We start from the raw sequence: 14,121 nt of genomic DNA, 5'->3' as shown, positions 1-14,121 counted from the left end.
CATTTCAAATTAATAAATTTTAAAAAGGCCTGTATACTAAATGTGTTACAGGCCTTTTTTTGTTTTTCTTATTTTAAGAATGCTATCTTATTTCTTTAAATTCATAATTCTCTGTAACAAAGTAGGGTGAGAGTAATGCATAAATACATATGCAGGATGAGGTGTTAAATTACTCAAGCTGTTTTTAGACAATTTTTTAAGCGAGGTGATTAACGGCTCAGCTTTATAAGTGGTTTTTGCATAATCATCTGCTTGATATTCAAACTTTCTAGAGAATAGATTCATGATTAATCCTGTAACTTCAGAAATAGGAGAATAGAGTAACCCAAAAGCAATCAACCCCATATGAAAACTAGGGATTTCAACTCCTAATGCGCTTGATAATAGCGGGTTTGAAATGAATAAAGACAGGATGTAAAGTGTTAATCCCGTAAGTAGGATGGAGGCGCATAAATTAAAGATGATATGTTTCTTCTTGTAATGCCCTACTTCGTGTGCTAAAACAGCAACGATTTCATCTTCATCTAAGTCGTTAATTAAAGTATCATAAAGTGTTACACGTTTTTCACTTCCGAAGCCAGAAAAATAAGCGTTGGCTTTAGTGCTTCTTTTAGAACCGTCAATTACAAATATTTTTTCCAATTTAAAACCAACTGTTTCTGCGTATTTTGAAATGTTATCACGCAAACTTCCAGCTTCTAAAGGTGTTTGCTTATTGAATAGAGGTACAATTAATTTGGAGTAAAACATATTCATAAACAGGCTAAAAACAGCTACCAAGGCCCAAGCATATAACCAAAACTGTGTTCCGGTGACATGGTAAAACCAGATAATTAATGCTAATATACCACCACCAACAAGAGTCATCATAAGCCAGCCTTTTAGTTTGTCAAGAAAGAATAACTTTTTTGTGCTTTTATTGAATCCGAATTTTTCTTCAATCACAAACGTACTGTAATAGGAAAATGGCGTGGTTAAAATATCGCTTCCAATCATGATAATTCCGAAGAAAATTAAAGCAATTATTATGGGATTGTCACTGTAGCTTCTTGCTATATCATCAACATATTTAAAGCCATCAAGAAATAGAAAACCTAAAGTGAGTACTAGAGAAAAGGTCGAAGTGATAATTTCAAACTTGTAGTTGGTTGCTTTATAATTTTGTGATTTTTGATATTCTTGAGTGTCGTAAACATCTTTTAGTTCCTCCGGAAGGGTGTCGTTATAATGTTTAGCGTTTAAAGCATCTAAGATTTTATCAACAATAAAATTGATGATAATAATGGCTATAATAATATAGAAAAGGGTTTGTGCTGTCATTTATGGGGGATGTTTTAATTATTATTGAATGTTGAGAGCGTTTTAAGAGTGAAAAGGGTAATTCGGTAGATTTTACTCTATTTAAAATTCCGTTGTCTCTTAGCTTCGAAAACAAGAATTCCTGCCGCAACAGAAACATTCATGGAGTCAATTTCACCTTGCATCGGGATAATGATGTTTTGAGTAGAATTTTTACGCCATTCATCACTTAATCCAATAGCTTCTGTACCAACAACAAGGGCTGTAGGTTTAGCGAAATTTTGTGTGTGATATGAAACTGAAGCTTGTAATGCTGCACAGTAAATATTGATATTTTTCTTTTTTAAGAAATCAATAATTTCAGAAGTGCTTCCAGTGGCAATGGTATTAGTAAAAACACAACCTACACTTGAGCGGATAATATTCGGATTGTATAAATCTGTTTTCGGATTGGCGATAATCACTGCATCGATATTGGCAGCATCGGCAGTTCTTAAAAGGGCACCAATGTTTCCGGGTTTTTCAGGGGCTTCAGCAATTAATATTAAAGGGTTTTCTTTTTCAATTTTTAACTGAGAAATATCCTGAGTCTTCGATTTTGCCACAGCTAAAACACCTTCAGTAGTTTCACGATAGGCTAATTTTTGATATACTTCTTTTGATATTTCAATCTGTTGAATAACTTCAGAAGTAAAGGTGCTTAGTTTTTCAGAGGAAAATAATTCAGGATAAAACAAAATAGTTTCTAGCTGAAATCCACCTTTGATAGCTAAAGAGATTTCACGTGCGCCTTCAATTAAAAAAGTGCCCGTTTTTCTGCGCTCACGAGACTTATCTTTTAATTGTGATAACTGTTTTATAAGAGGATTCTGTATACTTGTTATTTCTTTCATAAAAGTGAAGCAAAAGTAATCGATTTTATGTAATTAACTTGATCTTAGTGCGTCAAAACCTAAAACCTTTTAAAATTAAAAAATGAAAAACTTTATTTATTTGTTTATAGCTGCTTCTATCTTTTCTTGTAAAGATGTTAAAAAAGAAACAGTTGAAACTCCAGAAGCCACAGAAACTGAAGCTGTCGTTGTTGAAAGTAACTACCCAGAAGCCTTAGTAAAAGTGTTTGAAGCCCATGGCGGATTAGATCAATGGAAAAAGATGCGTTTTTTAGAGTTTACCATGAAAAAAAACGGAGTCGATGAGGTGACCTCAACAGATTTATGGAATAGAAAATCTCTAGTTGAAACGCCTGACCATAAGCTTGGTTATGACGGAAAGCAAGTTTGGTTGCAAAATAAAAACGACACTGAATACAAAGGGAAGCCTAAATTCTATTATAACTTAATGTCTTACTTCTATGCGATGCCTTTCATTTTGGCTGATGATGGGATTGTATACAGTGATATCGCACCTTTAGTTTTTGAAGGAAAAACATACCCTGGAATAAAAGTAGGTTATGAAAGTGGTGTAGGTGAGTCTCCGGAGGATGAATACGCGCTTTATTACAACCCTGATACTTATAAAATGGAATGGTTAGGGTATACCGTTACATTTTTCACGAAAGAAAAAGCTAAAGAATGGCACTTTAGAAAATACAGCGAATGGGAAGAATTTAATGGCGTATTATTGCCAAAAACCATTGTTAGGTATGAATACGAAAATAATTTACCAACTACTGTACATAGTGAAAATAATTTTTATAATGTGAAATTGACTAAAGAACAAGTTAATCAGGATATTTTTGAATTGCCTGAAGACGCTCAATTAGTTGAGTGATTTATAAACTATTTTTTTCATAATAGTTCACTAAAAGCGCCACAACATAATTATAACTTTGCATGCCCTTGCTTTGTTTGTTCGCTTTTAGAAAACCATTATAAAAGGATTTAAAAAGAGGTTCGGCAGGATTTTGGTGTTTTACCCAAAATTCACGAACCTCTTTGTAGTTTTTAAATATTCCTGGGTTTACAGTTTCTGCCATGGCTTCGTATAAATCGGGGTCACGTCTGTAAATTTCATTCAAACAGAATCGTAATCCGAAGGTGTAGCCCGTATATCTTATGTAGATATTCTCATGTTTTATCGCGGCCATACTGCCTATAAAATTGGCTTCATTTTCAGCAGCATAACCTAATTGATGGGCGATTTCGTGTGTCGTGGTGGTTGATAATTTGTAGATTGGAATCAAGCCATCAACCTGGGCTTCATTCGTAAACGGATTTAAATAACCGCTAAAACCCATATAAGTTAACGGATAGCTGAATAAGGATCTTTTTACACTTTTAGTACTATATTCTAAATGTGGAAAAGTCTCTTTTAAGTTATTATATCCATGGGGTGCCATTTTCAAAATATCTAATTTATTAAAAGGCATGTCTACTTTTAAAGTATCGTTTTTTGTGATTTCTGAATGTACAGCATTCGATTTTTTGATTAGATTTTCCGTGAAAGTAATAAGTTGTTCTGTAGAATAATCGTGCGCCAAATTCAAACTCTTATGAAGGGGTAGGCGGTAATAATTCAAGCCCCAAAACAAATGAAATACAAAGTAAAAAATAGATAAAGTAGCAAAAATATCAATAAGCCAGTTTTTAGTATCTAATCTTAAACGTTTTCTGTTTAATATAAGCCATCTCACGCCATATATCAAGGTTAAGGCATATACAAAATCACCAAAAGAGAAAGGCAACCAACCTAATACGAACCTGAATAGTTTTGAGATAAAAGGATACAAGCCATTACTGTAATAATTTTCGACAAACTCAGGGTAATTAGATAGTATTCTAATTAAAATGATTTGAGGTATTAAAGCTAGTGCTAAAAGTGTTTTTTTGTTTTGGAGCATGACCAAAAATACTAAAAAATTAGAGGATTAAATTTTAGAATTCTGAAAGATGACATTAAGGTTAAACTTTGTTAAAACTTAGTGATTCACCCCATGGAAACAAGTTGAGGTCAAGGCATTTTTTCTATCTTTGAAAGATAAAATAATCACAAGATGAGCACGGAAGTAAGACAATTAGAACCTCAAGCCCTTTGGAATAAATTTGCAGATTTAAACGCCGTTCCGCGTCCTTCAAAAAAAGAAGAACGTGTGATTGCTTTTATGAAAGCCTTTGGTGAAAATTTAGGATTAGAAACTATAGTTGATGAAGTAGGGAATGTGATTATTAAAAAGCCTGCAACTGCCGGAATGGAAGACAGGGTAACCATCGTGATGCAATCGCATTTAGATATGGTTCATCAAAAAAATAATGATACCGATTTTGATTTTGATACGCAAGGTATAGAAATGTATGTTGATGGTGATTGGGTTCGTGCTAAGGGTACGACGCTTGGTGCAGATAACGGATTAGGTGTAGCTACTATCATGGCGATTTTAGAAAGTGATACGATTGCTCACCCTGCCATTGAAGCTTTGTTCACTATAGATGAAGAAACAGGAATGACGGGTGCCATGGGCTTAAAAGGCGGACTCCTTTCTGGTGGTATTCTATTGAATTTAGATACCGAAGAAGACGATGAAATTGGCGTAGGTTGCGCCGGTGGTGTTGATGTGACTGCAAAGCGAACATATAATTTAGAAGAAACTCCTGAGTTTAAAATTGGTTATGAAATTACTGTAAAAGGACTTCAAGGTGGGCATTCGGGCATGCAAATTCATGAAGGCTTAGGAAATGCTAATAAAATCATGAACCGCGTTTTGTTTGATGGTTTTGAAAATTTCGGATTGAGAATTTCAGAGATAAACGGCGGAAGTTTACGTAACGCAATTCCGCGTGAGAGTCATGCTATTGTGGCCATTGATGCCATTCATGAAGATGCCTTTTTATTGGAAATGGCGCTTATTGCCAATACCATTCAAAAGGAACTTAAAACCATGGAGCCTGATTTAGTAATTGAAGTTTCTAAATGTGATACGCCTGAAAACATTATGGATCTAGGCGTTCAAGAAGGGGTAACTCGAGCAATTTATGCAGCCGTAAACGGTGTGTATCGTATGAGTGCAGATATCCCTGGACTGGTGGAAACTTCAAATAATATCGCTAGAATTATTGTAAAAGATGGCGAGATTCATATTGGATGTTTAACGCGGTCTTCAGTTGAAAGTTCTAAGGACGATTTAGCAAATACATTACGTTCTACGTTTGAATTGACTGGTTGTGAAGTTGAGGTTTCGGGTGATTACCCAGGTTGGGCACCAAATATGGATTCTGCTATTTTAAAAGTCATGGACAAAATCTATGAAGATTTAAATGGTGAAAAAGCCCATGTTGCCGCTTGCCATGCTGGTTTAGAATGCGGTATTCTTGGACAAAATTACCCTGAAATGGATATGATTAGTTTCGGGCCAACAATTAAAGGCGCGCATTCTCCTGATGAACGTGCTCAAATTTCTTCAGTTCAAAAATATTGGAAATTTGTATTGGCGATTTTGAAGGAGATACCTGTACGTTAGTTTGTCTTTTAAGGAGTTAAGGAGTTAGGGAGTTAAGTAGTTAAGTAGTTAAGTAGTTAAGTAGTTAAGTAGTTAAGTAGTTAAGTGTAAAAATTTGATGAAATCAAATTTTTACACTTTGCGGTTAAACGAATAAACGAATAAACAAATCAACAAAACTCAAGGAACCGGATCATATCCCGAACCTCCCCATGGATGACAGCTAAAAATACGTTTTATTGCGAGCCATCCGCCTTTTCGGAAACCGTGTTTGGTTAAGGCTTCTTTGGCATAATGTGAACAAGTGGGTTGGTATCTACACGTTGCAGGCGTTAATGGTGATATAAATGTTTGATACACTTTTATCAAAAACAAAAAAGGTGCAATGCGTAGTTTTTTCATAAATAGCTAAAAGCACTCGCGCTTGTAGTGGATTTAGTTGACGCTAAACGTCGTACCGTCTTTGCCGTCTTTCAGTTGAATACCAACTTCAGCTAATTCATCACGAATTTTATCAGATAAAGCAAAATCTTTGTTCGCTCTAGCTTCTTGTCTCAGTTTGATTAAAACATCAACAGCGCCTGATAATTTATCAGTTCCAGAATTGCTGTTTGCTGTGTTTTCTAAACCTAAAATATCAAAAACAAAACTGTTTAGCGTGTTTTTAAGTAGGTTTAAGTCTTCAGTAGTTAGTGTTTCTACACCTTCTTTTATTTGATTGATGTATTTAGCAGCTTCAAATAAATGAGCGATTAAAATTGGTGAATTGAAATCGTCATTCATCGCATCGTAACATTTCTGTTTCCATGCTGAAACATCAATAGAAGACGTTTTTGAAGCTTGTAAGCTGTTTAATAGATTCATAGCTTCCATAAGTCTATTGAAGCCTTTTTCACTGGCTAATAGACCGTCATCAGTTAAATCTAATACACTACGGTAAGATGATTGTGCTATAAAGAAACGAATCACGCTTGGTGCATATGCCTTACTGAAAAAAGTATTGTCTCCAGAAAGTAGTTCATCTGGATTCACTGTGTTTCCAGTAGATTTAGACATGCGTTGTCCGTTAAGTTCCAGCATGTTTGCGTGCATCCAGTAGTTTACTGGTGATTTTCCAATGGCCGCCTCATTTTGGGCAATTTCACATTCGTGATGGGGAAATTTTAAATCCATGCCACCACCGTGAATATCAAATTGTTCACCCAAATATTTTGTACTCATGGCTGTACACTCTAAATGCCAACCTGGGAAACCATCGCTCCAAGGTGAAGGCCACCGCATAATATGCTGTGGTTCGGCTTTTTTCCAAAGGGCGAAATCTTGCGGGTTTTTCTTGTCACTTTGCCCGTCAAGCGTACGCGTATTATGAATTAAATCGTCAAGTTTACGCTTGCTTAATTTACCGTATTCATTTGTTTCATTGAACTTATGAACATCAAAATAAACAGAGCCATTTACTTCGTAGGCAAAACCATTATCAATGATGTTTTTTATTAACTCAATTTGTTCAATGATATGCCCTGTAGCGGTAGGTTCTATACTAGGTGGTAAGAAGTTAAACGTGTTTAGAATATTATGAAAATCTACAGTATAACGCTGCACAACTTCCATAGGTTCAATTTGTTCTAAACGTGCTTTTTTGGTGATTTTATCTTCACCAGCATCAGCATCATTTTCTAAATGTCCGGCATCAGTGATGTTTCTAACATAGCGTACTTTAAAACCTAAATGCTTTAAATAACGAAAAACCATATCAAAAGACATAAAAGTCCGCACATTTCCTAAATGAACATTACTGTAAACTGTAGGCCCACAAACGTACATACCTATATGGCCTTCGTTTATAGGTTTAAAAGTTTCCTTTTTTCCAGTTAGGGAATTATAAATTTTGATAGGGTTGTCTTTATAAAGTTGCATAGTGGTTTAGGCGTATGTGGTGTAGTCAATTATGACTTAATAAAGTAAATTACAAAATGAATTAAAACTGAGTATCTAGCTTTATGTAATCAAGGAATTCGCGACGTGTTGCCATGTCTTTAAATTTCCCTCCAAACTCTGAAGTTACAGTGCTACTTTCTATATCTCTAATACCTCTTGAATTTACACAAAGGTGTTTCGCATCGATAACACATGCTACATCTTTAGTGCCTAAAACCTCTTGAAGTTCTCTAACAACTTGAATAGTTAAACGTTCTTGAACTTGCGGACGTTTTGCATAATAATCTACAATACGATTCATTTTAGATAAACCAACAACACTACCATTAGCGATATAGGCAATGTGAGCGCGACCAACAATTGGTAGTAAATGGTGTTCGCAAGTTGAATAAACGGTAATGTTTTTTTCAACAAGCATTTCGCCATACTTGTATTTATTGTCGAAAGTAGAAGCGCTAGGTTTTTTGCTAGGATCTAATCCGCCAAAAATTTCTTTAACAAACATTTTAGCCACACGATTAGGTGTTCCGCTTAAACTATCGTCAGTTAAATCTAAACCTAAGGTTTCCATGATGTGACGAACATCGTCTTTAATAATGTCTATTTTTTCGTCATTAGACAGTTTAAAAGCATCATTTCGCAATGGTGTATTTTCAGAAGTACCAATGTGTTCTTCTCCTAAAGCGTCAAAATCGTCTAAATTACTATCAAATTTCATCTGTTAAAATCTATTGTTTTTCAACAATCATAAAAGTCATTATTTGCTAGTTCTTTGTTAATAAGAGTTTTACAAATAAATGAAGTATGATTAATATTTCAAAAATTAGTTTGCAAAGATAAGCAATTCCGTTTTGTTATGCTTGGTGTTGCTAAATTATTAATTTTTTGTTTTAGTCTGAAAATGATTCCATTCATTACAGCTTACCTTTTATTTAATATCTCCAGATGAAAAGTTTAAATGCTGAAGCCTAAGGATAATGTAATGTTTTGATTTTTTCTGTCGATTGAAGCAAAAGGCGAACCACCTCCGTTAAGGTTGTATAGGTTATTTTGGTATGATCTTGAAGCCTGGTCGTAAGTTAAATCAATCTTCGTGTTTCCGAAAGTATATCCAATACCTGCAGAGAAGCCTTGTAGCTCACTCATAATGTCTCCATTTTTATACGGACTATCTTCATAACGGTAACCACCACGTAAGCTTAATTGGTTGATGACTCTGTATTCTGCACCAACGCGATAGGTAGAAACGTGAGTTAGTACGTTGCTCATTAAGGCGTTTTGATTGGAAAGTTCCGGGTCGTGTGTTGGTTTGAACTCTGTATTGCTAAAATTTTGATTTGAATAATCGAAACTGATAATACCACGTTTAGCAATAATGTAGGCTAAACTTCCTGTTATTTTTCCTGGAGTTTGTAATTGATATCTTGGGTAAACATTGACTATGTTGGGCGCTATAGTTTGTGATCTTGTAGTTCCAGATTCATCTCTAATTGTTTTTACGTATTGTGTGGTTTCTTCATCTATAGAATACCATGTTGGCGAATCGTAAACGACTCCTGCTCTTAATTCTGGAGTAAGGTTAAAAATACCACCCAATTGAAAAGAAAACCCAGCACCAGTAGTTAATAAGTTGTTTTCGAAATCAATATGTGTAACAGTTGACCCTGTATTGTTGTTATCTTCAATTAATACAGTAGAACGTTCGTAATTAATAAAATGTGAGTTTAGATTTATACCTAAAGAAAACTTGTCTTCAAATTGTGTGGCAAAATTAAAACTCATTTTTCCGTTATAACCTGTTGCTAAATAGGTGTATTTGTGATCAAAGTTTCCAGCAGCAACATTAGAAAAGTAAGTTTTGTTATCATCGTCATCAAATTCAGGATCTAATATATAAGATTCATAGCCTAAAAATGCTTGTTGATTTCCATAGCCAAATTGATTTCCGATGGCGCGATATGCGCGGTCTATCGATTCGTTAGGTAATGCTGATATATCGGCAAGTCTTTGGCCTTGAGCAAATTGATGAAAGTTTCCAGCAATTGAATTTACTGGTGCTAAAAAGTTGTTGTTATTATCTACAAAATCGACACTGTTTGTGTTCGTGCCTCTTGCTTGCCAGAAGTCATTAAAATTATTTGTGCGCTCATAATTAAGTGACATAGCAAATTTTGTCCAAGGTGAACTACTATTTCTATTAACAAATACAAAAGCAGCACCACCTTGGTTAATTCCGAAACAGGATTCATTCGTACTGGTCATGTTATTGAAATAGTTTGTTTCGTTTTTTGTATAACTGTTAGATCCCGTAATAGTAACATGGCTGTTACTAAAAACTACAGAACCGGCAGGATTTAAACTAACAGCACTTAAATCGCCACCTAGAGCACCAAAAGCACCACTCATGGCTCTAAATCGGGCTGTTCCTTGAATTTCATTTTGTGAATACCTTAAAGCATCTGTGATGTCTTGCGCATAAACGGTAGATAATGAAAGTACGCTTATGAATAGTAAATTAAACTTTTTCATGTATAATTTTTTAATCGTTTTAGGAGATGAAATAACCAAATAAACTGAGATGAAAATCAATTTATTTGGTTAGGTTTTGTTTTTGATATTAGCGTCTTCCTCCTCCTCTGGAAGAACTTCTGCTGCTACTTCCTGATGATCTCATTGTAGATCCGCTAGACCTAGAACTTGAACTAGGAGTGTAGCTTGAGTTTCTTGAAGAAGATCTGTTGTTATTGTAGTTGCTGTTAGAGCTTGATCTACTTGTAGGTTGTTTATAAACCGTACTAGAGCTTCTTCTTGAAGTTGATGTTGACGATCTTTTTGTTGAGTTGTTTGAAGGCGTTCGTGTAACTGTAGTAGATTTTCTTGTCACTCCAGTTTGAGACGGGTTTCTATTTGTTGTATAACTACGTCTAGTCGTTGTTCCTTGCGAATTTCTAGTGCTTGTACTCGTTCTTCTAGTGGTATTATACTTAGATGTTGTTCCTCTGTTTGTGTTTGCAGAACTTCGTCTGGTATTATTTGAAGCATTTATATTATTTCTGGTGTAATTACTTCTTCTGGTGCTAGCATAATTGTTACCGTAATAGCCTCCTCTTCGTGTGGCACTATAAGAATTATATCTGTTGTACCTATTGTAGTAACCGCCGCCGTAATATGGAGGGTAGCCCCATCCATATCCTGGGTAACCCCAACCATACCCTGGGTAGCCCCAGCCATAGCCAGGATACCCCCAACCGTATGAAGGGTAGCCCCAGCCGCCATAACCCCATCCGTAATTAAAACCAATGCCCCATCCAGTGCCCCAGTTATTCCATCCGTTATCAATGTAGTTAATGGTTACATTGCTGTTGTTTTGCCCCCAGCCAGCGTAGCCTACATAATTATCAACTAAAGAATCATTTTCCACATAAGCTGAATTTTCATACGCGTCAATATCAGTGAAAATGGTTGGATCTTCACCGAAATTTTCAGATTCTATAGATTTTGTTTTAAAATAATTCGTGTAATAATTGTTATCGTTAGGCGCTTCCTTGTGCTGTTGTTGTGTTTGTGGAACAGATCCTCCATAAATACCATCATTTCCTGCGCCAACATATTCATATGAACCACAAGAAGTGAATACTAAGAGTAACCCCAGCAAGCTTGCTAATGGTGCTTTTCTTTGTAAGGATTTAATTAATTGCATATCTGTTTATTTTAATTGTTGAACATAACAAAAATAGTTAGTTTTGCTGAACTATTTTTTATATTTAACAGAGGTGCAACATTTGTGCCAAAAAAACGTTATGGGCAAAAAACTTACTAGTAGAGCAGAAGATTATTCGAAATGGTATAACGAATTGGTTGTCAAAGCAGACCTAGCTGAAAATTCAGCTGTTAGAGGGTGTATGGTTATTAAACCTTATGGTTATGCTATTTGGGAGAAGATGCAAGCAGAGTTAGATCGAATGTTTAAAGAAACGGGGCACCAAAATGCTTATTTTCCTTTATTCGTACCTAAAAGCTTATTTGAAGCAGAAGAGAAAAATGCAGAAGGTTTTGCTAAAGAATGTGCTGTTGTTACACATTATAGGTTACAAAACGACCCAGATAAACCTGGGAAGTTGCGCGTAGATCCAGAGGCGAAGTTAGAGGAGGAGTTGGTAGTAAGACCTACAAGTGAAGCCATTATTTGGAATACTTTTAGAGGCTGGGTGCAATCGTATAGAGACTTACCTTTATTAATAAACCAATGGGCGAATGTGGTACGTTGGGAAATGCGTACACGTTTGTTTTTAAGAACAGCAGAGTTTTTATGGCAAGAAGGTCATACCGCTCATGCAACTAAAAAAGAGGCTTTAGATGAAGCAGCATTAATGAATAATGTATATGCTACGTTTGCTGAAAAATTTATGGCCATTCCTGTTGTACAAGGATTAAAAACTGAGAGCGAGCGATTTGCTGGAGCCGATGAAACATATTGTATCGAGGCATTAATGCAAGATGGAAAAGCATTACAGGCGGGAACCTCACATTTTTTAGGTCAGAATTTCGCCAAAGCATTCGATGTGAAGTTTGCCAATAAAGAAGGAAAACAAGATCACGTTTGGGCAACCTCTTGGGGGGTGTCTACACGATTGATGGGCGCCTTGATTATGACCCATAGTGATGATCAAGGATTAGTATTACCACCAAGTTTAGCCCCAAACCAAGTTGTTATTGTTCCTATATATAAGACTGAAGAAGATTTAAATAATATTACGGAAGTCGCCAATAGTATTTTAACAGATTTGCGCGCCAAGCACATTACTGTAAAATTTGATAATCGTGATACACACAGACCAGGAGCCAAGTTTGCGCAACATGAGTTGCAAGGTGTGCCATTGCGCATTGCTATTGGACCAAAAGATTTAGCTAATGGAACAGTAGAACTTGCACGACGTGATACGTTAAGTAAACAAGTTGTTGATCTCAATAATCTAACCGAAACCATAGAAGGGTTATTAAAGGAGATACAGGATACCTTATTTAATAAAGCTTTAAACTTTAGAGACAGTCACATTACTGAAGTTGACTCTTTTGAAGATTTTAAAGACGTTTTAGAAAATAAAACAGGATTTATTTCGGCACATTGGGATGGAACAACAGAAACTGAAGATAAAATCAAGGAGATTACAAAGGCCACAATTAGATGTGTGCCATTAGAAGGTAAGTTAGAACCAGGTGTTTGTGTGTATTCAGGAAAGCCTTCTGAGCGGCGTGTTTTATTCGCAAAAGCCTACTAATCAGTAATAAAACAAGTGCTGAGTGATTTTTTTAAAAAAAAAGTTATTTAGCGCTTGTAAAAGTGAAAATAAGTTGTAAATTTGCACCCGCAATGGAAAACATTGCAAGTTATTTGAAAAGATTGAGTGAAAAAAAATTAAAATTTAAGTTGCAGATTTGTAAATTAAATTTATCTTTGCACTCTCAAAAAAAACAAATGGCCCGTTCGTCTATCGGCTAGGACGCCAGGTTTTCATCCTGGTAAGAGGGGTTCGATTCCCCTACGGGCTACAATATTTTAATAAGAAGAAAAAAATGGCAAATCATAAGTCAGCATTAAAAAGAATAAGAAGCAACGAAGCTAAGCGTTTAACTAACAAGTATAAACACAAAACTACTCGTAATGCAATTAAAAAATTACGTGAGTTAACAGATAAGAAAGAAGCTGAGTCTTTATATCCTTCTGTAGTTTCTATGTTAGATAAATTAGCTAAGAAAAACGTTATTCATGCTAACAAAGCTGCTAACCTTAAATCTGGTTTAGCGAAACATGTTGCAGCACTTTAATTAGTAACTTCGACTTAAGATTTTAAAATATTTAAAAGCTTCTCAGAAATGAGAAGCTTTTTTTATGCCTTATAATTTAGGATAATTTCACAGCAATGTCGTTGTAAAAAAAGCATATAAAAGTAAGCATGTTTTGTTTTAATACTATAAATTTGCAACTGTAAAAGTTAATAACTCACATAATATTACCTCTTTGGAAAATACAAAAGCAATCAAATTAATTGATAAGATTCTTGAAGATCTTGATAATACAGGAATCAATACCGATGCGTTAATAAGCGATATTAAAGAATTAAGAGCATATGCGATAGAAGAGCAGGCCCCATTAGTTGTAAAGGTTCTTAGATATACTTACGAACACATTGAAGAAAATGAGACTTTCTTAATCCCAATGCCTGAAGATGATGATGAGTTGTTTACAGAAGAAGGAGAAGAAGTTGTAGAAGCAGAGGAAGCTGCAGAGGTAGATCCTATTGAAAGTCTTAAGTATGTTATTTCTTTAACTAGAAATCTTAAGAACAAAACAAATATTGCTGATTTAAAAGCATATAAAGAACTTTTATTAGCTTACTAATTCAAGCCTGAAGGTTATATAAAATGTTAAAAGCTCTAACATATGATGT

General features: G+C 35.1%; 13 protein-coding genes and 1 tRNA gene. 6 read left to right on the top strand and 8 right to left on the bottom strand.

The window, feature by feature from the left end:
* Window positions 1-87: 87 nt before the first annotated feature.
* Window positions 88-1,320 (bottom strand): M48 family metallopeptidase, encoded by a 1,233-nt coding sequence (locus tag KO493_RS05330; RefSeq protein WP_216066913.1) that lies wholly within the window; start codon window positions 1,318-1,320, stop codon window positions 88-90.
* A 77-nt stretch (window positions 1,321-1,397) separates the two neighbouring features.
* A complete protein-coding gene (locus KO493_RS05325; protein WP_216066912.1) occupies window positions 1,398-2,192 on the bottom strand; it encodes a TrmH family RNA methyltransferase in 795 nt (264 codons plus the stop codon).
* Between the two features lie 82 nt (window positions 2,193-2,274).
* Between KO493_RS05325 and KO493_RS05320 the strand changes: the two genes are divergently transcribed.
* The gene (locus KO493_RS05320) at window positions 2,275-3,072 is read left to right on the top strand and encodes a DUF6503 family protein (protein ID WP_216066911.1); all 798 of its coding nucleotides are present in this window, start codon (window positions 2,275-2,277) and stop codon (window positions 3,070-3,072) included.
* 1 nt (window position 3,073) lies between these two features.
* Here the strand turns inward: KO493_RS05320 and KO493_RS05315 are convergent, their stop codons facing one another.
* Window positions 3,074-4,141: a DUF3810 domain-containing protein gene (locus KO493_RS05315; RefSeq protein WP_216066910.1), complete on the bottom strand. Its 1,068-nt coding sequence runs from the start codon at window positions 4,139-4,141 to the stop codon at window positions 3,074-3,076.
* Between the two features lie 153 nt (window positions 4,142-4,294).
* On the opposite strand from KO493_RS05315, the gene KO493_RS05310 reads away from it, so the two are divergent.
* Window positions 4,295-5,755, top strand: coding sequence for an aminoacyl-histidine dipeptidase (locus KO493_RS05310; protein ID WP_216066909.1), 1,461 nt, complete (start codon window positions 4,295-4,297; stop codon window positions 5,753-5,755).
* 159 nt (window positions 5,756-5,914) lie between these two features.
* Here KO493_RS05310 and yidD read toward each other — a convergent pair whose 3' ends face one another.
* The 5 genes from yidD to KO493_RS05285 all read right to left on the bottom strand — a co-directional run bounded on the left by yidD (window position 5,915) and on the right by KO493_RS05285 (window position 11,372).
* Window positions 5,915-6,136: a membrane protein insertion efficiency factor YidD gene (yidD, locus tag KO493_RS05305; RefSeq protein WP_216066908.1), complete on the bottom strand. Its 222-nt coding sequence runs from the start codon at window positions 6,134-6,136 to the stop codon at window positions 5,915-5,917.
* 33 nt (window positions 6,137-6,169) lie between these two features.
* Window positions 6,170-7,651, bottom strand: a complete 1,482-nt coding sequence (gene cysS, locus KO493_RS05300) for a cysteine--tRNA ligase (RefSeq protein WP_216066907.1) — start codon at window positions 7,649-7,651, stop codon at window positions 6,170-6,172.
* Between the two features lie 61 nt (window positions 7,652-7,712).
* Window positions 7,713-8,390, bottom strand: coding sequence for a GTP cyclohydrolase I FolE (gene folE / locus KO493_RS05295; RefSeq protein WP_216066906.1), 678 nt, complete (start codon window positions 8,388-8,390; stop codon window positions 7,713-7,715).
* Window positions 8,391-8,626: 236 nt separating this feature from the next.
* A complete protein-coding gene (locus KO493_RS05290; protein ID WP_216066905.1) occupies window positions 8,627-10,201 on the bottom strand; it encodes an OmpP1/FadL family transporter in 1,575 nt (524 codons plus the stop codon).
* A gap of 88 nt (window positions 10,202-10,289) precedes the next feature.
* Complete coding sequence (locus KO493_RS05285) at window positions 10,290-11,372, bottom strand: hypothetical protein (RefSeq protein WP_216066904.1); 1,083 nt, start codon at window positions 11,370-11,372, stop codon at window positions 10,290-10,292.
* A gap of 100 nt (window positions 11,373-11,472) precedes the next feature.
* On the opposite strand from KO493_RS05285, the gene proS reads away from it, so the two are divergent.
* The 4 genes from proS (at window position 11,473) to KO493_RS05265 (ending at window position 14,072) form a co-directional block, all read left to right on the top strand.
* A complete protein-coding gene (proS, locus tag KO493_RS05280; protein ID WP_216066903.1) occupies window positions 11,473-12,951 on the top strand; it encodes a proline--tRNA ligase in 1,479 nt (492 codons plus the stop codon).
* Between the two features lie 199 nt (window positions 12,952-13,150).
* Window positions 13,151-13,222, top strand: a tRNA-Glu gene (locus KO493_RS05275).
* 24 nt (window positions 13,223-13,246) lie between these two features.
* The gene (gene rpsT, locus KO493_RS05270) at window positions 13,247-13,498 is read left to right on the top strand and encodes a 30S ribosomal protein S20 (RefSeq protein ID WP_216066902.1); all 252 of its coding nucleotides are present in this window, start codon (window positions 13,247-13,249) and stop codon (window positions 13,496-13,498) included.
* Window positions 13,499-13,691: 193 nt separating this feature from the next.
* The gene (locus KO493_RS05265; protein ID WP_216066901.1) at window positions 13,692-14,072 is read left to right on the top strand and encodes a hypothetical protein; all 381 of its coding nucleotides are present in this window, start codon (window positions 13,692-13,694) and stop codon (window positions 14,070-14,072) included.
* Window positions 14,073-14,121: the final 49 nt, after the last annotated feature.

The organism is Pseudotamlana agarivorans (assembly GCF_018860245.1).
GTDB lineage: Bacteria > Bacteroidota > Bacteroidia > Flavobacteriales > Flavobacteriaceae > Pseudotamlana > Pseudotamlana agarivorans_A.
This window is presented reverse-complemented; position numbering and strand designations above follow the sequence as displayed.

What these genes read in the sequence shown, in the direction of transcription:
- yidD (WP_216066908.1), bottom strand. Translation starts at nt 6,136, where the DNA reads ATGAAAAAACTACGCATTGCACCTTTTTTGTTTTTGATAAAAGTGTAT.
- KO493_RS05325 (WP_216066912.1), bottom strand. Translation starts at nt 2,192, where the DNA reads ATGAAAGAAATAACAAGTATACAGAATCCTCTTATAAAACAGTTATCA.
- folE (WP_216066906.1), bottom strand. Translation starts at nt 8,390, where the DNA reads ATGAAATTTGATAGTAATTTAGACGATTTTGACGCTTTAGGAGAAGAA.
- cysS (WP_216066907.1), bottom strand. Translation starts at nt 7,651, where the DNA reads ATGCAACTTTATAAAGACAACCCTATCAAAATTTATAATTCCCTAACT.
- KO493_RS05285 (WP_216066904.1), bottom strand. Translation starts at nt 11,372, where the DNA reads ATGCAATTAATTAAATCCTTACAAAGAAAAGCACCATTAGCAAGCTTG.
- rpsT (WP_216066902.1), top strand. Translation starts at nt 13,247, where the DNA reads ATGGCAAATCATAAGTCAGCATTAAAAAGAATAAGAAGCAACGAAGCT.
- KO493_RS05290 (WP_216066905.1), bottom strand. Translation starts at nt 10,201, where the DNA reads ATGAAAAAGTTTAATTTACTATTCATAAGCGTACTTTCATTATCTACC.
- KO493_RS05330 (WP_216066913.1), bottom strand. Translation starts at nt 1,320, where the DNA reads ATGACAGCACAAACCCTTTTCTATATTATTATAGCCATTATTATCATC.
- KO493_RS05315 (WP_216066910.1), bottom strand. Translation starts at nt 4,141, where the DNA reads ATGCTCCAAAACAAAAAAACACTTTTAGCACTAGCTTTAATACCTCAA.
- proS (WP_216066903.1), top strand. Translation starts at nt 11,473, where the DNA reads ATGGGCAAAAAACTTACTAGTAGAGCAGAAGATTATTCGAAATGGTAT.
- KO493_RS05310 (WP_216066909.1), top strand. Translation starts at nt 4,295, where the DNA reads ATGAGCACGGAAGTAAGACAATTAGAACCTCAAGCCCTTTGGAATAAA.
- KO493_RS05320 (WP_216066911.1), top strand. Translation starts at nt 2,275, where the DNA reads ATGAAAAACTTTATTTATTTGTTTATAGCTGCTTCTATCTTTTCTTGT.